17 protein-coding genes and 4 tRNA genes are annotated in these 20,741 nt (G+C 54.3%); all 21 read right to left on the minus strand.

The features are described 5' to 3' along the window. Positions 1–11: 11 nt before the first annotated feature. On the minus strand, positions 12–647 hold the full coding sequence (gene rplC / locus FHL07_RS16790; RefSeq protein ID WP_016779175.1) for a 50S ribosomal protein L3: 636 nt from the start codon (positions 645–647) through the stop codon (positions 12–14). A gap of 81 nt (positions 648–728) precedes the next feature. Further along, a complete protein-coding gene (rpsJ, locus tag FHL07_RS16795; RefSeq protein WP_003186070.1) occupies positions 729–1,040 on the minus strand; it encodes a 30S ribosomal protein S10 in 312 nt (103 codons plus the stop codon). A gap of 144 nt (positions 1,041–1,184) precedes the next feature. After that, positions 1,185–2,378, minus strand: a complete 1,194-nt coding sequence (tuf, locus tag FHL07_RS16800; RefSeq protein ID WP_016779174.1) for an elongation factor Tu — start codon at positions 2,376–2,378, stop codon at positions 1,185–1,187. 35 nt (positions 2,379–2,413) lie between these two features. Further along, on the minus strand, positions 2,414–4,519 hold the full coding sequence (fusA, locus tag FHL07_RS16805; RefSeq protein ID WP_094999500.1) for an elongation factor G: 2,106 nt from the start codon (positions 4,517–4,519) through the stop codon (positions 2,414–2,416). Between the two features lie 30 nt (positions 4,520–4,549). Further along, positions 4,550–5,020 (minus strand): 30S ribosomal protein S7, encoded by a 471-nt coding sequence (rpsG, locus tag FHL07_RS16810; RefSeq protein ID WP_016779172.1) that lies wholly within the window; start codon positions 5,018–5,020, stop codon positions 4,550–4,552. A 123-nt stretch (positions 5,021–5,143) separates the two neighbouring features. Further along, positions 5,144–5,515 carry a 30S ribosomal protein S12 gene (gene rpsL, locus FHL07_RS16815; protein WP_002555494.1) on the minus strand — a complete coding sequence of 124 codons (372 nt, stop codon included), beginning with the start codon at positions 5,513–5,515 and terminating at the stop codon, positions 5,144–5,146. 216 nt (positions 5,516–5,731) lie between these two features. Continuing rightward, entirely contained in the window at positions 5,732–9,931 is a 4,200-nt protein-coding gene (gene rpoC, locus FHL07_RS16820) for a DNA-directed RNA polymerase subunit beta' (RefSeq protein ID WP_094999501.1), read from the minus strand. Between the two features lie 64 nt (positions 9,932–9,995). After that, entirely contained in the window at positions 9,996–14,069 is a 4,074-nt protein-coding gene (gene rpoB, locus FHL07_RS16825) for a DNA-directed RNA polymerase subunit beta (protein ID WP_016779170.1), read from the minus strand. A gap of 219 nt (positions 14,070–14,288) precedes the next feature. After that, complete coding sequence (gene rplL / locus FHL07_RS16830) at positions 14,289–14,654, minus strand: 50S ribosomal protein L7/L12 (protein ID WP_016779169.1); 366 nt, start codon at positions 14,652–14,654, stop codon at positions 14,289–14,291. A gap of 80 nt (positions 14,655–14,734) precedes the next feature. Continuing rightward, a complete protein-coding gene (rplJ, locus tag FHL07_RS16835) occupies positions 14,735–15,235 on the minus strand; it encodes a 50S ribosomal protein L10 (protein WP_016779168.1) in 501 nt (166 codons plus the stop codon). A gap of 197 nt (positions 15,236–15,432) precedes the next feature. Further along, the gene (gene rplA, locus FHL07_RS16840) at positions 15,433–16,128 is read right to left on the minus strand and encodes a 50S ribosomal protein L1 (RefSeq protein WP_016779167.1); all 696 of its coding nucleotides are present in this window, start codon (positions 16,126–16,128) and stop codon (positions 15,433–15,435) included. Next, on the minus strand, positions 16,128–16,559 hold the full coding sequence (gene rplK / locus FHL07_RS16845) for a 50S ribosomal protein L11 (RefSeq protein WP_008008888.1): 432 nt from the start codon (positions 16,557–16,559) through the stop codon (positions 16,128–16,130). Before rplK ends, rplA begins: the two co-directional genes overlap by 1 nt. A 116-nt stretch (positions 16,560–16,675) precedes the next feature. Further along, positions 16,676–17,209, minus strand: a complete 534-nt coding sequence (nusG, locus tag FHL07_RS16850; protein ID WP_026014126.1) for a transcription termination/antitermination protein NusG — start codon at positions 17,207–17,209, stop codon at positions 16,676–16,678. Positions 17,210–17,218: 9 nt separating this feature from the next. Next, positions 17,219–17,587, minus strand: a complete 369-nt coding sequence (gene secE, locus FHL07_RS16855) for a preprotein translocase subunit SecE (protein WP_016779165.1) — start codon at positions 17,585–17,587, stop codon at positions 17,219–17,221. Between the two features lie 45 nt (positions 17,588–17,632). Next, positions 17,633–17,708: transfer RNA gene (locus FHL07_RS16860), tRNA-Trp, on the minus strand. A 245-nt stretch (positions 17,709–17,953) separates the two neighbouring features. Further along, positions 17,954–18,029: transfer RNA gene (locus FHL07_RS16865), tRNA-Thr, on the minus strand. Between the two features lie 26 nt (positions 18,030–18,055). Then, positions 18,056–18,129 (minus strand) — tRNA-Gly (locus FHL07_RS16870). Between the two features lie 25 nt (positions 18,130–18,154). Beyond that, positions 18,155–18,239 (minus strand) — tRNA-Tyr (locus FHL07_RS16875). A gap of 110 nt (positions 18,240–18,349) precedes the next feature. Then, positions 18,350–18,826, minus strand: coding sequence for a hypothetical protein (locus FHL07_RS16880; protein ID WP_138738717.1), 477 nt, complete (start codon positions 18,824–18,826; stop codon positions 18,350–18,352). A 7-nt stretch (positions 18,827–18,833) separates the two neighbouring features. After that, entirely contained in the window at positions 18,834–19,577 is a 744-nt protein-coding gene (locus FHL07_RS16885) for a pantothenate kinase (RefSeq protein WP_095019087.1), read from the minus strand. After that, positions 19,567–20,514, minus strand: coding sequence for a bifunctional biotin--[acetyl-CoA-carboxylase] ligase/biotin operon repressor BirA (birA, locus tag FHL07_RS16890; protein ID WP_095019088.1), 948 nt, complete (start codon positions 20,512–20,514; stop codon positions 19,567–19,569). The genes FHL07_RS16885 and birA overlap by 11 nt, the downstream gene beginning before the upstream one ends. Positions 20,515–20,741 lie beyond the last annotated feature (227 nt).

Consider the following 20,741-nt stretch of genomic DNA (forward strand, 5'->3'; position numbering starts at 1 on the left):
TCAGCTTCCCCTTAACCGCGAGCCTTGGCCGCTGGACGTACAACCAGGTTGCCGCCAGTAGCGCCAGGAACAGCACCCTTGACCAACAACAGATTGCGTTCAGCGTCGACGCGCACTACTTCCAGGGACTGCACGGTCACGCGCTCAGCGCCCATATGACCGGACATTTTTTTGCCCTTGAATACACGACCAGGAGTCTGGCACTGGCCAATAGAGCCCGGGACGCGGTGGGAAACGGAGTTACCGTGAGTGTTGTCTTGGCCACGGAAATTCCAACGCTTGATCGTACCCTGGAAGCCTTTACCCTTGGACTGACCGGTTACATCAACCAGTTGGCCAGCGGTGAAGATTTCAGTGTTGATCAGATCGCCAGCCTGGTACTCGCCTTCTTCAAGACGGAATTCCATTACGGTACGACCGGCGGCAACGTTTGCTTTAGCGAAGTGACCCGCTTGAGCAGCTGTTACACGCGAAGCGCGACGCTCGCCGACAGTGACTTGCACTGCACGATAGCCATCGGTTTCTTCAGTTTTGAACTGGGTGACGCGATTCGGCTCGATCTCAATGACCGTGACCGGAATGGAGACACCTTCTTCGGTGAAAATACGGGTCATACCGCATTTACGACCGACTACACCAATAGTCATGTTGTAAACCTCATGAGTGTACGGGGCTTTCACCCGCTATGGCCGCCCATTTCAGAGCGTTACACGACTAAGACCCAAGTCTTAGCCGAGGCTGATCTGCACTTCCACACCGGCCGCAAGATCAAGCTTCATAAGTGCATCAACGGTTTTATCCGTTGGCTGGACGATGTCCAGTACGCGCTTATGAGTACGGATCTCGTACTGGTCACGCGCGTCTTTGTTGACGTGCGGGGAGACCAGAACGGTGAACCGCTCTTTACGGGTAGGCAGTGGAATTGGACCACGCACTTGAGCACCAGTACGTTTCGCGGTTTCCACGATTTCCTGGGTTGATTGGTCGATCAGGCGATGGTCAAAAGCCTTCAACCTGATACGGATTTGCTGATTTTGCATTGGATTTCAGACTCCAGATTGCTGTTCCCACCGAGCGCAATACGCCCGTTAAAAGGAGGCGCAATTCTATAGACGACCCCAGTAGGTGTCAACTCAATAAAAAAAGCCCCCGCTGAGCGGGGGCTTTTTTCAGGCAATCATCACTTACGCGATGATTTTGGCTACAACGCCAGCGCCAACGGTACGACCGCCTTCACGGATTGCGAAACGCAGACCGTCTTCCATTGCGATGGTTTTGATCAGGGTAACAACCATTTTGATGTTGTCGCCCGGCATTACCATCTCAACGCCTTCCGGCAGTTCGCAGTTACCAGTTACGTCAGTTGTACGGAAGTAGAACTGAGGACGGTAGCCTTTGAAGAACGGAGTGTGACGGCCGCCTTCTTCTTTGCTCAACACGTACACTTCAGCTTCGAAGGTAGTGTGCGGCTTAACCGAGCCTGGCTTAACCAGAACCTGGCCACGCTCAACGTCGTCACGCTTGGTGCCGCGCAGCAGCACGCCGCAGTTCTCGCCCGCACGACCTTCGTCGAGCAGCTTACGGAACATTTCAACGCCGGTGCAGGTGGTAACAGTAGTGTCACGCAGACCAACGATTTCCAGCGGATCTTGAACGCGAACGATACCGCGCTCGATACGACCAGTTACAACAGTACCGCGACCGGAGATCGAGAATACGTCTTCGATTGGCATCAGGAACGGCTTGTCGATAACACGTACTGGATCTGGAATGTAGGTATCCAGAGTTTCAACCAGTTTACGAACGGCAGTGGTGCCCATTTCGTTGTCGTCTTTGCCTTCCAGCGCCATACGAGCCGAACCGATGATGATCGGAGTGTCGTCGCCTGGGAAGTCGTAAGTCGACAGCAGGTCACGAACTTCCATCTCAACCAGTTCCAGCAGCTCAGCGTCGTCTACCAGGTCAGCCTTGTTCAGGAAAACCACGATGTACGGAACGCCAACCTGACGGGACAGCAGGATGTGCTCACGGGTTTGTGGCATCGGACCATCAGCGGCCGAACAAACCAGGATAGCGCCGTCCATCTGAGCAGCACCGGTGATCATGTTCTTCACATAGTCAGCGTGACCTGGGCAGTCAACGTGAGCGTAGTGACGAATGTGCGAGTTGTATTCAACGTGCGCAGTGTTGATCGTGATACCACGAGCTTTTTCTTCTGGCGCGCTGTCGATTTTATCGAAGTCAACGATTGCCGAACCGAAAACTTCGGAGCAAACACGGGTCAGAGCTGCAGTCAGCGTGGTTTTACCATGGTCAACGTGACCGATAGTGCCAACGTTGACGTGCGGTAGGGAACGATCAAATTTTTCTTTAGCCACGACAATTAACTCCTTGCCTAAAGGACTGAACTAAATCAGCCTTGTTTTTTAGTAACAGTTTCGACGATGTGCGCCGGAGCTGTATCGTATTTTTTGAATTCCATAGAGTAGCTTGCGCGACCCTGGGACATGGAACGAACGTCGGTCGCATAACCGAACATTTCACCCAACGGTACTTCAGCACGAATTACTTTGCCGGAGACCGTATCTTCCATACCCTGGATCATGCCGCGACGACGGTTCAAGTCGCCCATCACGTCACCCATATAGTCTTCAGGTGTAACAACCTCTACCGCCATGATCGGCTCAAGCAGCTCACCGCCACCTTTGGTAGCCAGTTGCTTGGTCGCCATGGAAGCAGCCACCTTAAACGCCATCTCGTTGGAGTCGACGTCGTGGTAAGAACCATCAAACACGGTAGCCTTCAGGCCGATCAGCGGATAGCCGGCAACAACACCGTTCTTCATCTGCTCTTCGATACCCTTCTGGATAGCCGGGATGTATTCCTTAGGAACCACACCACCTACCACTTCGTTCACGAACTGCAGACCTTCCTGACCTTCGTCAGCAGGTGCAAAACGAATCCAGCAGTGACCAAACTGGCCACGACCGCCGGACTGACGAACGAACTTGCCTTCGATCTCACAGTTCTTCGTGATGCGCTCACGATAGGAAACCTGAGGCTTACCGATGTTGGCTTCGACGTTGAACTCACGGCGCATCCGGTCAACCAGGATGTCCAGGTGCAGCTCGCCCATGCCAGAGATGATCGTTTGACCAGTCTCTTCATCAGTTTTAACGCGGAAAGATGGATCTTCCTGAGCAAGCTTGCCCAGTGCAACACCCATTTTTTCCTGGTCATCCTTGGTCTTAGGCTCTACGGCAACCGAAATAACCGGCTCCGGGAAGTCCATACGAACCAGAATGATTGGCTTGTCAGCGTTGCACAAAGTCTCACCAGTGGTGACGTCCTTCATGCCGATCAAGGCCGCGATGTCACCAGCGCGTACTTCCTTGATTTCTTCACGGGCGTTTGCGTGCATTTGCACCATACGACCCACGCGCTCTTTCTTGCCCTTAACCGAGTTGATTACGCCGTCGCCGGAGTTCAACACGCCCGAGTAAACACGGACGAAGGTCAAGGTACCCACGAATGGGTCGGTAGCGATCTTGAACGCCAGAGCCGAGAACGGCTCGTTGTCGTCTGCATGACGCTCCAGTTCGATAGTCTCGTCATCCGGGTCAGTACCCTTGATGGCAGGAATATCAGTCGGAGCAGGCAGGAAGTCGATAACGGCGTCGAGAACCAGGGGAACACCCTTGTTCTTGAAGGAAGAACCGCAAACAGCCAGGACGATCTCACCAGCGATAGTACGCTGACGCAGAGCCGCCTTGATTTCCGCGATGGTGAATTCTTCACCTTCGAGGTACTTGTTCATCAGCTCTTCATTGGCTTCGGCCGCAGCCTGAACCATGTTGTCGCGCCACTCGTCAGCAAGATCTTTCAGCTCAGCTGGAATTTCTTTGCGAACAGGAACCATACCTTTGTCAGCATCGTTCCAGTACACAGCTTCCATGTTGATCAAATCAATCTGACCCTGGAAGTTGTCTTCGGAACCGATAGCCAACTGGATTGGAACTGGAGTGTGGCCCAGACGCTTCTTGATCTGCTCGATAACGCGCAGGAAGTTGGCACCAGCACGGTCCATCTTGTTTACGTAAACAAGACGTGGAACGCCGTATTTGTTGGCTTGACGCCATACGGTTTCCGACTGAGGCTCAACGCCCGAGGTACCACAGAACACAACGACAGCGCCGTCGAGTACACGCAGGGAACGCTCAACTTCAATAGTGAAGTCAACGTGGCCCGGGGTATCGATTACGTTGAAGCGGTGCTCGTCCTTGTACTGCTTGGCAGAACCTTTCCAGAAGGCGGTAATGGCAGCAGAAGTAATGGTAATACCACGCTCCTGCTCCTGAACCATCCAGTCTGTGGTCGCGGCGCCATCATGCACCTCGCCCATTTTGTGACTTTTGCCAGTGTAAAACAGTACGCGCTCGGTGGTGGTGGTTTTACCAGCATCCACGTGAGCGACGATACCGATGTTACGGTAGCGACTAATCGGAGTAGTACGAGCCATAAAGCCCTCGCAAAATTAGTGAAGCTGAAATTAGAAGCGGTAGTGCGAGAAAGCTTTGTTAGCTTCGGCCATACGGTGCACGTCTTCACGCTTCTTAACAGCAGCACCTTTACCTTCGGCAGCGTCCAACAGTTCGCCAGCCAAACGCAGAGCCATAGACTTCTCGCCGCGCTTGCGGGCGAAGTCTACCAACCAGCGCATTGCCAGGGCGTTACGACGGGACGGGCGAACTTCGACCGGAACCTGGTAAGTAGCACCGCCTACACGGCGCGACTTCACTTCGACCAGCGGAGCGATGGCGTCGAGAGCTTTCTCGAAGAGTTCCAGGGGATCGCTGTTCTTGCGTTCTTTAACCTTTTCCAGCGCGCCATAAACGATACGCTCGGCAACGGCTTTTTTGCCGCTTTCCATCACGTGGTTCATGAACTTGGCCAGAATTTGGCTTCCGTATTTTGGATCGTCAAGCACTTCGCGCTTGGCTGCTACGCGTCTTCTTGGCATGGATAAGCCCTCAAACGGTCTTCAGGTTAGCTCGGAACCATTACACCCCAGGGATGCAGGTCCGACCTTACTCTTATCGACTCAGAAAAAAAGAAATCTGCATTATTTACCGGAAACCGAAGACTACTTCGGCTTCTTGGTACCGTACTTCGAACGACCTTGGTTACGACCTTTAACGCCGGAAGTATCCAAAGAGCCGCGAACGGTGTGGTAACGAACACCTGGCAAGTCTTTTACACGACCGCCACGAATCAGTACCACGCTGTGTTCTTGCAGGTTGTGACCTTCACCACCGATGTACGAGGAAACCTCGAAACCGTTGGTCAGGCGCACACGGCATACTTTACGCAGTGCCGAGTTAGGTTTTTTCGGCGTAGTTGTATACACACGGGTGCATACGCCACGACGTTGCGGGCAGTTTTGCAGCGCAGGTACGTCGGATTTCTCGACGATACGCTTACGCGGCTGACGTACCAGCTGGTTGATAGTTGCCATCTACTAGCTCCACTGTTGTCTTGCGACGCTATTGTCTTGCAAGAAAAGCAAAATGGCAGGAACGAATTCCCGCCAAATTTAGGGGTACAAGAGTCTAAAGAGGATCTTGCCCCCAGTCAAGGCAAGGCCCCGACACTTCCACTCATCAAACCCAGACAAATTGTCTCGATTCGATGAACGGAACTGCCGGGGCCCGCCCATCATTTACCGCAGAACTCAGTTACCGCTCGAGTTCAGCGCTTCGGTCAGTGCAGCTTCCACTTCACTGGCGCTTACGCGCAACGGCTTGTCAGCCTCACGGCGGCGCTTACGCTCGCTGTGGTATGCCAAACCGGTACCTGCCGGGATCAGACGACCCACGACAACGTTTTCTTTCAGGCCGCGCAGGTAATCGCGCTTGCCGGTTACCGCCGCTTCGGTCAGTACTCGAGTGGTCTCCTGGAAAGAGGCCGCCGAGATGAACGATTCAGTCGACAACGACGCCTTGGTGATACCCAGCAGGACGCGAGTGAACTTGGACACGAACTTGTCTTCGTTGCCCAGACGCTCGTTCTCGGTCAATACCTGCGTCAACTCCATCTGGTCGCCCTTGATGAAGGTGGAATCGCCAGACTCGGCAATCTCAACTTTACGCAGCATCTGACGCAGAATGGTCTCGATGTGCTTATCGTTGATTTTTACGCCTTGCAGACGGTAAACGTCCTGGATCTCGTTAACGATGTACTTGGCCAGCGCACTCACACCCAGCAGACGCAGGATGTCGTGTGGATCGCTTGGACCGTCGGAGATAACTTCGCCGCGGTTCACTTGTTCGCCTTCGAAGACGTTCAGGTGGCGCCACTTTGGAATCAGCTCTTCGTACGGATCAGTACCGTCGTTCGGGGTAATAACCAGACGGCGCTTGCCTTTGGTTTCTTTACCGAACGCGATGGTGCCGCTGACTTCAGCCAGAATCGAGGCTTCTTTCGGACGACGGGCTTCGAACAAGTCAGCAACCCGTGGCAGACCACCGGTGATGTCTCGAGTTTTCGAAGTTTCTTGCGGAATACGAGCGATAACGTCACCGATCGCGATTTCCGCACCATCCGCTACACCGACCAAGGCGTTCGCTGGCAGGAAGTACTGAGCCGGTACGTCGGTACCTGGCAACAGCAGATCCTTGCCATCAACACCCACCATCTTGACGGCTGGACGAATGTCCTTGCCGGCAGCTGGACGGTCTTTGGCATCAAGTACTTCAATGTTGGTCATACCGGTCAATTCGTCAGTCTGACGCTTGATCGTGATGCCTTCTTCCATGCCCACGTAGGTCACGGTACCTTTCATTTCGGTAACGATTGGGTGAGTGTGAGGATCCCACTTGGCTACGATAGAGCCAGCGTCAACCTTGTCACCTTCTTTAACCGAAATCACGGCGCCGTACGGCAGCTTGTAACGCTCACGCTCACGACCGAAGTCATCAGCAATGGCCAGCTCACCGGAACGGGATACTGCAACCAGGCAGCCATCTACACGCTCAACGTGCTTCAGGTTGTGCAGACGGACAGTACCGCCATTCTTCACCTGAACGCTGTCAGCAGCGGAGGTCCGGCTTGCCGCACCACCGATGTGGAACGTACGCATGGTCAGCTGTGTACCCGGCTCACCGATCGACTGGGCAGCGATAACGCCGACAGCTTCACCGATGTTCACCTGGTGACCACGAGCCAGATCACGGCCGTAGCACTTGGCGCAGATACCGAAACGGGTTTCGCAGCTGATTGGCGAGCGCACGATCACTTCGTCGATGCTGTTCAGCTCGATGAATTCAACCCACTTCTCGTCAACCAGGGTGCCTGCAGGAACGATAACTTCCTCGGTGCCCGGCTTGAATACGTCACGGGCGATTACTCGACCCAGTACGCGCTCACCCAATGGCTCAACAACGTCGCCGCCTTCGATGTGCGGAGTCATCAGCAGACCGTGTTCGGTACCGCAGTCAACTTCAGTCACAACCAGATCTTGTGCAACGTCTACCAGACGACGTGTCAGGTAACCGGAGTTAGCTGTTTTCAAGGCGGTATCCGCCAGACCCTTACGAGCACCGTGAGTCGAGATGAAGTACTGAAGTACGCTCAAACCTTCACGGAAGTTCGCAGTAATCGGCGTTTCGATGATGGAACCGTCCGGCTTGGCCATCAGACCACGCATACCGGCCAGCTGACGGATCTGCGCAGCAGAACCCCGTGCGCCGGAGTCGGCCATCATGTACATCGAGTTGAACGATTCTTGCTCGACTTCGTTGCCGTGGCGGTCGATTACCTTCTCTTTCGAGAGGTTGGACATCATCGCCTTGGAAACTTCATCGTTAGCTTTCGACCAAAGGTCGATTACCTTGTTGTACTTCTCGCCCTGGGTTACCAGGCCGGAGGCGTACTGACTTTCGATCTCTTTCACTTCATCGGTTGCAGCAGCGATGATGCGAGCTTTTTCATCCGGGATAACGAAGTCGTTAACACCGATGGAAACGCCGGAGATGGTCGAGTAAGCAAAACCGGTGTACATCAACTGGTCAGCGAAGATCACGGTCTCTTTCAAACCAACCACGCGGTAGCACTGGTTGATCAGCTTGGAGATCGCTTTTTTCTTCATCGGCAGGTTGACGACGTCGTACGACAAACCTTTTGGCACAACCTGGAACAACAGCGCACGGCCGACAGTGGTGTCGACGATACGGGTGTTGGTCACGCTGCCGCCATCACGGTCGTTGACGGTTTCGTTGATACGAACCTTGACCTTGGCGTGCAGTGCGGCTTCGCCGGCACGGAATACACGGTCAACTTCCTGCAAGTCAGCGAATACACGACCTTCGCCTTTGGCGTTGATCGCTTCACGCGTCATGTAGTACAGACCCAATACAACGTCCTGCGACGGAACGATGATTGGCTCACCGTTGGCTGGCGACAGAATGTTGTTGGTCGACATCATCAACGCGCGCGCTTCCAACTGGGCTTCCAGTGTCAGCGGTACGTGCACGGCCATTTGGTCGCCGTCGAAGTCGGCGTTGTACGCAGCACAGACCAGAGGGTGCAGCTGGATAGCTTTACCTTCGATCAGTACCGGTTCAAACGCCTGGATACCCAGACGGTGAAGTGTCGGTGCACGGTTGAGAAGAACCGGGTGTTCGCGGATAACTTCAGCGAGAACGTCCCACACTTCCGGCAACTCGCGCTCAACCATCTTCTTGGCGGCTTTGATGGTGGTAGCAAGACCACGCATTTCCAGCTTGCCGAAAATGAACGGCTTGAACAGCTCGAGAGCCATTTTCTTCGGCAGACCGCACTGGTGCAGACGCAGGGTCGGACCTACGGTAATTACCGAACGACCCGAGTAGTCAACACGCTTACCGAGCAAGTTCTGACGGAAACGACCTTGCTTACCCTTGATCATGTCAGCCAGGGATTTCAGAGGACGCTTGTTCGAACCGGTGATAGCGCGACCACGACGGCCGTTGTCGAGCAGTGCGTCGACCGCTTCTTGCAACATACGCTTTTCGTTGCGCACGATGATGTCCGGAGCGGACAGATCAAGCAGGCGCTTCAAGCGGTTGTTACGGTTGATCACTCGACGGTACAGGTCGTTGAGGTCGGAAGTCGCGAAACGACCGCCATCCAACGGTACCAGAGGACGCAGATCTGGCGGCAGAACCGGCAGAACGGTCAGAACCATCCACTCCGGAAGGTTGCCGGAGCCCAGGAAGGCTTCCATCAACTTCAGGCGCTTGGACAGCTTCTTGATTTTGGTTTCAGAGTTGGTTTGCGGAATTTCTTCACGCAGACGGCCAATCTCGTGCTCCAGGTCGATAGCGTGCAGCAGTTCACGGACAGCTTCAGCACCCATGCGGGCATCAAAGTCGTCGCCGAACTCTTCCAGCGCTTCGAAGTACTGCTCATCGTTCAGCAGCTGACCTTTTTCCAGAGTGGTCATGCCCGGATCGATAACGACATAGCTCTCGAAGTAGAGAACGCGTTCGATATCACGCAGGGTCATGTCCATCAGCAAGCCGATACGGGACGGCAGCGATTTCAGGAACCAGATGTGAGCAACCGGCGAAGCCAGTTCGATGTGAGCCATGCGCTCGCGACGGACCTTGGCCAGTGCGACTTCAACGCCACACTTCTCACAGATCACACCGCGGTGCTTCAAGCGCTTGTACTTACCGCACAGGCACTCGTAATCCTTTACCGGGCCAAAGATCTTGGCACAGAACAGGCCGTCACGCTCAGGCTTGAACGTACGGTAGTTGATGGTTTCCGGCTTTTTAACTTCACCGAACGACCACGAACGGATCATCTCAGGCGATGCCAATCCAATACGGATGGCGTCGAACTCTTCGACTTGACCCTGGTTTTTCAGCAAATTCAGTAGGTCTTTCAAGGCCTTTCCTCCTGGCGGAGCAGAGAGCGGGCCATACAGCCCCGCTCTCGATTCGCGTCACGTGTTATTCGGTTTCCAGATCGATATCGATGCCGAGGGAACGAATTTCTTTGATCAACACGTTGAAGGACTCGGGCATGCCCGGCTCCATACGGTGATCGCCGTCCACGATGTTTTTGTACATCTTGGTACGGCCGTTCACATCGTCCGACTTCACTGTGAGCATTTCTTGCAGAGTGTATGCCGCGCCGTAGGCTTCCAGCGCCCAGACCTCCATCTCCCCGAAACGCTGACCACCGAACTGTGCCTTACCACCCAGCGGCTGCTGGGTAACCAGGCTGTAAGAACCGGTAGAACGAGCGTGCATCTTGTCGTCTACCAAGTGGTTCAGCTTCAGCATGTACATGTAGCCAACGGTAACCGGACGCTCGAACTTGTTGCCGGTACGACCATCAGTCAGCACCATCTGGCCGCTGTCTGGCAGGTCTGCCAAACGAAGCATTGCCTTGATTTCGCTTTCCTTGGCACCATCGAACACCGGGGTAGCCATTGGCACACCGCCGCGAAGGTTCTTCGCCAGATCCAGGATTTCCTGATCGGAGAAGTCATCCAGGCTTTCTTGACGACCGCCAATTTCGTTGTAGATCTCATGCAGGAACTTACGCAGGTCAGCGACCTTGCGTTGTTCTTCAATCATGAGGTTGATCTTCTCGCCCAGACCTTTGGCCGCGAGGCCCAGGTGAGTTTCGAGAATCTGACCAACGTTCATACGCGAAGGTACGCCCAACGGGTTGAGGACCACATCAACCGGGGTGCCATTGGCATCGTACGGCATGTCTTCAACCGGCATGATCACGGAGACCACACCCTTGTTACCGTGACGACCGGCCATCTTGTCACCCGGCTGGATGCGACGGCGGATTGCCAGGTAAACCTTGACGATTTTCAGCACGCCTGGAGCCAGGTCATCGCCCTGCTGCAGTTTGCGCTTCTTGTCTTCGAACTTGTCGTCCAGCAGACGACGGCGATCGATGATGTAAGCCTGAGCCTTTTCAAGCTGCTCGTTCAGAGCATCTTCAGCCATGCGCAGTTTGAACCACTGACCATGCTCAAGACCGTCCAGGATTTCATTGGTGATTTCCTGACCTTTCTTCAGACCGGCACCACCTTCGGCAATGCGGCCAACCAGAGCAGAGCGCAGACGTTCGAAGGTAGCGCCTTCAACGATACGGAACTCTTCGTTCAGATCCTTGCGGATCTCGTCCAGCTGGGTCTTCTCGATCGACAGTGCACGAGCATCACGCTCAACGCCGTCACGGGTGAAGACCTGCACGTCGATAACAGTACCTTTGGTACCGGTAGGTACGCGCAGGGAGGTGTCTTTAACGTCGCTGGCTTTTTCACCGAAGATGGCACGCAACAGCTTCTCTTCCGGAGTCAGCTGGGTCTCGCCTTTCGGAGTGACCTTACCTACCAGAATGTCGCCGGCGCCAACTTCAGCACCTACGTAAACGATACCGGCTTCGTCCAGTTTGTTCAGTGCAGCTTCACCCACGTTAGGGATGTCTGCAGTGATCTCTTCAGGCCCAAGCTTGGTGTCACGTGCCACACAGGTCAGTTCCTGAATGTGGATCGTGGTAAAGCGGTCTTCTTGAACAACTCGTTCCGACAAGCAGATGGAGTCTTCGAAGTTGTAACCGTTCCAGGCCATGAACGCGATGCGCATGTTTTGACCCAGCGCCAGTTCACCCATATCGGTGGACGGGCCGTCAGCCATGATGTCGCTACGCTGTACACGGTCACCCTTGCGCACCAGCGGACGCTGGTTGATGCAAGTGTTCTGGTTGGAGCGGGTGTATTTGGTCAGGTTGTAGATGTCGACACCGGCTTCGCCAGTTTCAACTTCGTCATCAGCAACACGAACCACGATACGGCTGGCATCAACAGAGTCGATCACGCCGCCACGACGAGCCACGACGCAAACGCCGGAGTCACGAGCTACGTTACGCTCCATGCCGGTACCTACCAGCGGCTTGTCAGCGCGCAGGGTTGGTACAGCTTGACGCTGCATGTTGGAACCCATCAACGCACGGTTGGCGTCATCGTGTTCCAGGAACGGGATCAGCGACGCTGCAACCGAAACAACCTGCTTCGGCGAAACGTCCATCAAGGTGACGTCTTCCGGCGCCTTGACGGTGAATTCGTTCAAGTGACGAACAGCAACCAGCTCGTCGATCAGCACTTTCTTGTCGTTCATCGTGGCCGAGGCCTGAGCGATCACGTGATCAGCTTCTTCGATGGCGGACAGGAAAACGATCTCGTCGGTTACCAGTGCGTCTTTCACTACACGGTACGGGCTCTCGAGGAAGCCGTACTGGTTGGTGCGCGCATAGGCAGCCAGGGAGTTGATCAGACCGATGTTCGGACCTTCCGGCGTCTCAATAGGGCAAACACGGCCGTAGTGAGTCGGGTGTACGTCACGAACTTCAAAGCCCGCACGCTCACGCGTCAGACCGCCCGGGCCCAGTGCAGAAACACGGCGCTTGTGGGTGATCTCGGACAGAGGGTTGTTCTGGTCCATGAACTGGGACAGCTGGCTGGAACCGAAGAACTCTTTCACCGCCGCAGCCACAGGCTTGGCGTTGATCAGGTCTTGCGGCATCAGGCCTTCGCTTTCAGCCATCGACAGACGCTCTTTGACCGCACGTTCAACACGTACCAGGCCAACGCGGAACTGGTTCTCGGCCATTTCGCCTACACAGCGAACACGACGGTTACCCAGGTGGTCGATGTCATCGACGATGCCTTTACCGTTACGGATGTCGACCAGGGTCTTCAGCACGGCAACGATGTCTTCTTTGCACAACACGCCCGAACCTTCGATCTCGGTACGACCGATACGACGGTTGAACTTCATCCGGCCGACCGCAGACAGGTCATAGCGCTCAGGGCTGAAGAACAGGTTGTTGAACAGAGTCTCGGCAGCGTCTTTGGTTGGCGGCTCGCCTGGACGCATCATGCGATAGATTTCGACCAGCGCTTCCAGTTGGTTGCTGGTGGAGTCGATCTTCAGCGTGTCGGAGACGAACGGACCGCAGTCGATATCGTTGGTGTACAACGTTTCGATGCGAACAACCTGGCCCTTGGCAACTTTTGCCAGGATTTCAGTGGTCAGCTCGGTGTTGCACTCAGCAATGATTTCGCCAGTAGCCGGATGCACGATAGCCTTGGCCGTTGTGCGACCCAGGACATAGTCCAGAGGCATAACGAGCTCTTTGACACCGGCTTTTTCCAGCTGGTTGATATGACGGGCAGTGATACGACGACCCTGCTCAACAATCACCTTGCCTTTGTCATCGGTAATATCGATGGCCGCGATTTCACCGCGCAGACGCTGTGGAACCAGCTCCAGGCTGATGCTCTCACCCTGAACGTGGAACACGTTGGTGGTGTAGAACGCGTCCAGCACTTGCTCAGTGGTATAACCCAGCGCGCGCAGCAATACCGATGCAGGCAGCTTGCGACGACGGTCAATACGCACGAACACGCAGTCTTTCGGGTCGAACTCGAAATCGAGCCACGAACCACGGTAAGGAATGATACGCGCGGAATAAAGCAGCTTACCGGAGCTGTGCGTCTTGCCGCGGTCGTGGTCAAAGAACACGCCCGGGGAACGGTGCAGCTGGGAAACAATTACACGCTCGGTACCGTTGATTACGAAGGTACCGTTTTCAGTCATCAGGGGGATTTCACCCATGTAGACTTCTTGCTCTTTGATGTCCTTGATCGCTTTGTTCGACGATTCTTTGTCGAAAATGATCAAACGAACTTTTACCCGCAAAGGTACGGCGTACGTTACGCCACGCAACACGCATTCTTTGACATCAAATGCCGGTTCGCCCAAGCGATAACCGACGTACTCCAGCGCAGCATTGCCGGAGTAGCTGATGATCGGGAAAACGGATTTGAAGGCCGCATGCAGGCCCACGTCGCGGAACTGATCTTTAGTCGCTCCCGCCTGCAAGAATTCACGATACGAATCCAGCTGGATTGCCAAGAGATACGGCACATCCATGACGTCCGGCAACTTGCTAAAGTCCTTGCGGATACGTTTTTTCTCAGTATATGAGTAAGCCATCAGCGTTCCCCAGCTTGGTCACCTGCTTGTTTGGCCTCTCCCGACGGGAGCAGCCAGAAAATCGTGCAAACCCCTTGGTTTGCTCCACCGCACAGGGTGGTTACAGCACGTTAAAGGCACCAACCTAGTCGGCTGCCAATAACGGAAAAAGGCCGGTGGCAAGAGCCACCAGCCATCAGCCTCAGCTTAACGCCTGGGCTGGAAACGCAAGGTCGATGCTTACTTCAGCTCGACTTTAGCGCCTGCTTCTTCCAAGGTAGCCTTGGCTTTGTCAGCTGCTTCTTTAGCAACAGCTTCCAGTACCATAGCTGGAGCGCCGTCAACTACTGCCTTGGCTTCTTTCAAGCCCAGACCAGTCAGCTCACGAACAGCCTTGATCACGTTAACTTTCTTCTCGCCAGCTTCCAGCAGCATAACGTTGAATTCAGTTTGCTCTTCAACAACAGCAGCGGCAGCAGCAGGACCAGCAGAAGCAGCAGCAGCAGAAACGCCGAACTTCTCTTCCATTGCTTTGATCAGTTCAACGATTTCCAGAACGGATTTTTCGCCGATTGCTTCGATGATTTGGTCGTTAGTCAGAGACATGACTATAAATTCCTGTATTGGGGTGACAGCCTACGCGGCCATCGAAATAAACAATAAACGCTGAAAGGAGTCGCTCAGCCTTAGGCTGCAGCAGCTTCTTTCTGGTCGCGAAGGGCCGCCAGAGTACGAGCCAATTTGCTGGTAGCGCCTTGAATCACGCTCATCAGCTGAGAAATTGCTTCGTCACGGGTCGGCAGACTTGCCAGTACGTCGATCTGATTAGCTGCGAGGAACTTGCCCTCGAACGCAGCTGCCTTGATCTCGAACTTATCCTGACCTTTTGCGAACTCTTTGAAGATACGAGCAGCAGCGCCCGGATGTTCTTGCGAGAATGCAATCAAGGTCGGGCCAGTGAACACGTCGTTGAGAACACTGTATTCAGTGTCAGCAACAGCGCGCTTGAGCAGGGTGTTACGTACAACACGTACGTAAACGCCAGCTTCACGAGCCTCTTTACGGAGTCCGGTCATAGCGCCTACTGTCACACCGCGGGCATCAGCCACAACAGCGGACAGGGCAACTTTGGCAGCCTCGTTGACTTCAGCGACGATGGCCTTCTTGTCTTCGAGTTTAATTGCCACGGGTTTAACTCCTGCTTGTTACCGTTTCATCTGGCCGAGGCCTGATGTCGTTTTGGTGTCTGATTCGGTAAGGAACCGGGAGCACCATCTGCGTAGGCTTGAGGTTTAAGGCTTTCGCCGCCTACGGTCTTGGATAGCCCCCGCCAGGCAGGGACCCCAATCTTTCAATTGGCGCATTTGACTGCGCCAATTTTGTCTTACGCGTCCAGGGAACCCTGGTCGATGACCAGGCCCGGGCCCATAGTGGTGCTCAGGGTTACGCGCTTAACATAAATACCTTTCGAGGAAGCTGGTTTGATACGCTTCAGATCAGCGATCAGGGCTTCAACGTTTTCCTTCAGCTGAACGGCGTCGAAGCCGATCTTGCCAACGGAAGTGTGAATGATACCGTTTTTGTCGGTGCGATAACGAACCTGACCAGCCTTCGCGTTCTTAACAGCGGTGGCTACGTCTGGAGTTACAGTACCAACCTTAGGGTTAGGCATCAGACCACGTGGGCCCAGGATCTGACCCAACTGACCAACAACACGCATTGCGTCCGGGGATGCAATAACTACGTCGTAGTTCAGGTCGCCGCCTTTCATTTCGGCAGCCAGGTCGTCCATACCAACGCGATCAGCGCCGGCAGCCAGAGCAGCTTCAGCAGCTGGACCCTGAGTGAACACAGCAACACGTACAGTCTTGCCAGTGCCGTGTGGCAGCACAGTAGCGCTACGAACAACCTGGTCAGATTTACGTGGGTCTACGCCCAGGTTAACGGCGATGTCGAAAGACTCGCTGAATTTTACAGTCGACAGCTCAGCCAGCAAAGCAGCAGCATCTACAAAATTGTAAGACTTGCCAGCTTCGATTTTACCGGCGATTGCCTTTTGACGCTTGGTCAGCTTAGCCATTACACACCCTCCACGTTAAGGCCCATGCTACGAGCAGAACCGGCGATAGTACGCACGGCTGCTTCCATATCAGCTGCAGTCAGATCCGCGTTTTTGGTTTTCGCGATTTCTTCCAGCTGAGCACGAGTTACAGTGCCAACCTTAACGGTGTTTGGACGAGCGGAACCGCTAGTCAGACCGGCAGCCTTCTTCAGCAGAACCGAAGCAGGGGTCGACTTGGTTTCGAACGTGAAGCTACGGTCGCTGTATACAGTGATGATCACTGGAGTCGGCAGGCCTGGCTCAATACCCTGAGTACGGGCGTTGAAAGCCTTGCAGAATTCCATGATGTTCACGCCGTGCTGACCCAGAGCCGGGCCAACAGGTGGGCTTGGGTTAGCCTGAGCGGCCTTCACTTGCAGCTTGATGTAAGCGGTAATCTTCTTAGCCATGAGGCACTCCAATTACGGGTTCAATCGCCTAAAGAGGCTCCCCGGTTACTTGCGCGTTTATCCCAGTGACGACAAAACCCCACAGCCTAGGCCATGGGGTTGGGATTCGTGTTTAACTAGACCTTTTCGACCTGGCTAAACTCTAGCTCTACCGGAGTAGAGCGACCGAAAATGAGCACCGCCACTTGAATGCGGCTCTTTTCGTAGTTAACTTCTTCGACCGTGCCATTGAAATCGGCAAACGGACCGTCGGTAACACGGACAACTTCGCCCGGCTCGAACAGTGTTTTCGGCTTGGGCTTGTCGCTGCCATCAGCTACGCGACGCAGAATTGCTTCTGCTTCTTTGTCAGTGATAGGTGCCGGTTTATCAGCAGTACCACCAATGAAGCCCATGACACGCGGAGTGTCCTTGACCAAGTGCCAAGTCCCTTCGCTCATGTCCATCTGAACCAGCACATAACCAGGGAAGAACTTGCGTTCGCTTTTGCGCTTCTGGCCATTACGCATTTCAACCACTTCTTCAGTGGGAACCAGAATTTCGCCGAAGCCATCTTCCATGCCTGCCAGCTTAATACGCTCTATCAGAGAGCGCATAACATGCTTTTCGTAACCCGAATAAGCATGCACTACGTACCAACGCTTAGCCACGGGACACCCTTAGCCAACAATCAAGGAAACGAGCCAGCCGAGCAGGGAATCCAAACCCCACAACAGCAACGCCATAACAAGAACAACAGCCACCACGATCAACGTGGTCTGCGTAGTTTCTTGGCGAGTTGGCCATACGACTTTACGAATCTCAGTACGAGCTTCCTTTACCAGGACAGCGAACGACTTGCCTTTTGCCGTCTGCAAGCCCACATAGGCAGCAACAGCAGCAATCACAAGAAGTGCAATGACGCGATACAGGATCGGCGAACCAGAATAATACTGATTCCCAACAACGCCAACCACCACAAGAGCTACCACTACAAGCCACTTGAGGAGATCGAAGCGAGAGCCTTGAACTTCAGCCTTGGGAGTCATCAAAGAGGATCCTGTGAAAAGAAAGCCAGACGCAATGAGCGAATCTGGCAGGTCAGGAGGGAATCGAACCCCCAACCTACGGTTTTGGAGACCGTCGCTCTGCCAATTGAGCTACTGACCTAAAACATTATCGAGCCGCGGATTATGCCGACACGAGAGAGACTTTTCAACAACAAGCGCAATTACTTTTGCAATCAACCCTGTCCAAGCAGAGAATTGCCAGCGAATAGCAGAATGCGAGCTACTCACAACCGTAACAACCAACCAGGGCAGCGACACCTAAAAACAGCGCCACCAGCAAACACCCCAGACAGGCTATGCACCTGTTAAAACAAAGGCAGATATTTTCATATCTGCCTTGTTATATGGAGCTCTTGAGCGGATTTGAACCGCTGACCTCACCCTTACCAAGGGTGTGCTCTACCAACTGAGCTACAAGAGCAAAACATGTCGCGAAAACAGCTAGACTGGAGCGGGTGGCGGGAATCGAACCCGCATCATTAGCTTGGAAGGCTAAGGTTCTACCACTAAACTACACCCGCAAATCTTGCTGCTCTAGCTTAAATATGGTGGAGGGGGAAGGATTCGAACCTTCGAAGTCGTAGACGTCAGATTTACAGTCTGATCCCTTTGGCCGCTCGGGAACCCCTCCTGAGCTGGTTAGAATTCTACATCATTCCAACCTTATGTCAACCACTTTCTTCAATTAAATCAGGAAGTTAGCAACTTGACTCGCTTCACACCTAGTAGCCTGTTTGGCGTTCACTGTGGAGCGGGCGCCATTCTATGCAAACTATCGGGTAGCTGCAAGCCCTCACAGCGCATTTTTTTGTATTTTAACCCATTGAATTCATTAACAAGGTTCTGCAAAACCATTTCACTGGCCGCAGCAGTGCCTTGCGGGCTGATCTTGAGGGCATAGCCAGGCATTTCAGCCTGCTCACCTTCGACTTGCGTAGATGCTATCCCCATCTCAGACAACCTGCGCTGCAGGCCGTGCAGCTGTTCTTGCGCAGGTAAATTGCCTAAAAACATGCATTGCGCACTCAGCGCCTGGTCAATGGCGACTGCACCTCCCCCTCCTGCCGGCGGCACCTCGCCAAGCAGACGTATGCCCTGATGACTGCCCTTGTACAAAGACAAGGAAACAACTTCTTTGGCCCTCAACGGAGCCTCTTGCTGGTGCCATATGTAATAAAAGACATTCAGTACAACCAGCAGCAGAAACAGCCAACGCATAGAAACCTCAAGGAAGGGGACAAACCACCGCCAAACCGACAAATACCAGGTCTTGCACCAAGCGCGCTTCTGGAACCATATCCTTCACCAGGCTTGCGTCACCGCCGGTAAGAAAAACTTCAAAGTCTTCTCCCCAGTACTCGCGCGCCAATTCCAGCTGGGTCATCACAAAGCCCCGCAGCATCAACAAACACCCACGTTCAACAGCCTCAACCGTCGTACGCCCGGGCGTACGCTGGAGCAAGGCCTGCTCCGCAGAGAGGTCGTCATACCTGATACGGCGTGTATGAGTGCGCAACTGATCGCGCATCAAAGGCATCCCGGGACAAATAAACCCGCCCAGGTGCTGACCGTCAGCAGCCACGAAGTCCGCCGTTACCGCCGTACCGAAATCCAGTACCAGGCACGCGCTCTTCGCCAACTCAAAAGCACCAACCACGGCAAGCCAGCGATCGAGCCCCAAACGGGCAAACTCCTCATAACCGTTACTCACACCTGCGGCACTCCTTGCAGGCTGCGCGCACTGTGCAGCCACACCAAAGGTCGTCACGATGGAGGCCACCAGGCTCGATGTCTCATCATCACTGCGCACACTGACCAACCGGCAGTGGGTGATGTTCAACCCCGGAACGGCCAACACCGCGGCCAGCAGCGCAGCATCAGAGTCAACTACGCCCCCACCCACCGCCACCCCCGCGTCAAGGGCACGCCACTTTATAAAACTGTTGCCACAGTCCATCTCAAGAATCATGGCGCAACCTCAAGCTAAGCTCACCGCCGCTGTACACTTTCTCTTCGCCATTGACACTCATGCGCAGCGCGCCCTGCTGATCAATACCCATGACAGTACCATCCACCTGATGCACTCCAGCTATCAGAGAGACTTCACGACCCTGCCACAAGTGGTTTTGCTCCCACTGCGCCTGCAATGCCGAAAAGCCCTCGGTAGCATGGCGATTCAGATACACAAGCAGGCTATCGTTGAGTTTCGAAATCAGCGCATTGCGGTTTACCGAATGACCTGACTCGAGAAATACCGAGGTCCAGGCCTGATCTACCTCGCTGGCCACCCGCATATTGACGTTAATGCCGATCCCCAGAACCACATGACACACATCAGCCGGATCGCCGACCAACTCAAGCAAAATGCCGGCAATTTTCTTGTTGCCTACGAGCACATCATTTGGCCATTTGAGGCCGGCGTCAGATATCCCCACCCCGCGAAGCGCACTCAGTACTGCCAGACCAACCACAAGGCTAAGCCCTTCAAGCTGGCGCATCCCGCCATCCATGCGAAGAACAAGGCTGTAGTAGATATTTTCTGCGAAAGGACTGACCCATTTGCGGCCTCTTCGTCCACGACCAGCAGTTTGCCGCTCAGCCGTAACAACAAACGGCGCCGCAGTGCCACTGTCGATCGCGCGCAAGGCCTCGGCATTGGTGGAGTCTAATGAATCATGAATAGAGACAGGCCATGGGCTGGCAGTCAACTGGTCCTGCTCAAGGAGTTCAAGCGGTGCAGCTAACTGATAGCCACGACCACGAACTTTATGAATCGACAGGTTCAGGTTTGATTCCAAAAGCTGGAGCTGCTTCCAGACTGCACTGCGGCTAACGCCAAGTGCAGCACCAAGCGCTTGCCCTGAGTGGAATCGACCATCTTTGAGGAGTTTCAACAACGTCAGCATGCATGTATCGCCTCACAATGAGGCACGCATGATAGCCATGAGCGGCGCCATTGCATAGAAACCCCGCGCACACAGCAAGCTAACAGCTTGGGGCAAGCCGAGAGCACACAGCTTGAAGCTTGCGACCGCTTTTCCGCGCACAAAAACAAACCCCCTGTCTGCGTGAGCAGACAGGGGGTTTGGAATTTAATCTTGACGATGACCTACTCTCACATGGGGAAACCCCA

Source organism: Pseudomonas sp. FSL W7-0098, assembly GCF_005930585.1.
In the GTDB taxonomy this organism is placed as follows: Bacteria; Pseudomonadota; Gammaproteobacteria; order Pseudomonadales; family Pseudomonadaceae; genus Aquipseudomonas; species Aquipseudomonas bubulae.

Coding starts and splice junctions, on each gene's coding strand:
- rplC (WP_016779175.1), bottom strand. CDS start 647: ATGACTATTGGTGTAGTCGGTCGTAAATGCGGTATGACCCGTATTTTC.
- rpsJ (WP_003186070.1), bottom strand. CDS start 1,040: ATGCAAAATCAGCAAATCCGTATCAGGTTGAAGGCTTTTGACCATCGC.
- fusA (WP_094999500.1), bottom strand. CDS start 4,519: ATGGCTCGTACTACTCCGATTAGTCGCTACCGTAACATCGGTATCGTC.
- rpsG (WP_016779172.1), bottom strand. CDS start 5,020: ATGCCAAGAAGACGCGTAGCAGCCAAGCGCGAAGTGCTTGACGATCCA.
- rpsL (WP_002555494.1), bottom strand. CDS start 5,515: ATGGCAACTATCAACCAGCTGGTACGTCAGCCGCGTAAGCGTATCGTC.
- rpoB (WP_016779170.1), bottom strand. CDS start 14,069: ATGGCTTACTCATATACTGAGAAAAAACGTATCCGCAAGGACTTTAGC.
- rplL (WP_016779169.1), bottom strand. CDS start 14,654: ATGTCTCTGACTAACGACCAAATCATCGAAGCAATCGGCGAAAAATCC.
- rplA (WP_016779167.1), bottom strand. CDS start 16,128: ATGGCTAAGCTGACCAAGCGTCAAAAGGCAATCGCCGGTAAAATCGAA.
- rplK (WP_008008888.1), bottom strand. CDS start 16,559: ATGGCTAAGAAGATTACCGCTTACATCAAGCTGCAAGTGAAGGCCGCT.
- secE (WP_016779165.1), bottom strand. CDS start 17,587: ATGACTCCCAAGGCTGAAGTTCAAGGCTCTCGCTTCGATCTCCTCAAG.
- FHL07_RS16880 (WP_138738717.1), bottom strand. CDS start 18,826: ATGCGTTGGCTGTTTCTGCTGCTGGTTGTACTGAATGTCTTTTATTAC.
- FHL07_RS16885 (WP_095019087.1), bottom strand. CDS start 19,577: ATGATTCTTGAGATGGACTGTGGCAACAGTTTTATAAAGTGGCGTGCC.
- birA (WP_095019088.1), bottom strand. CDS start 20,514: ATGCTGACGTTGTTGAAACTCCTCAAAGATGGTCGATTCCACTCAGGG.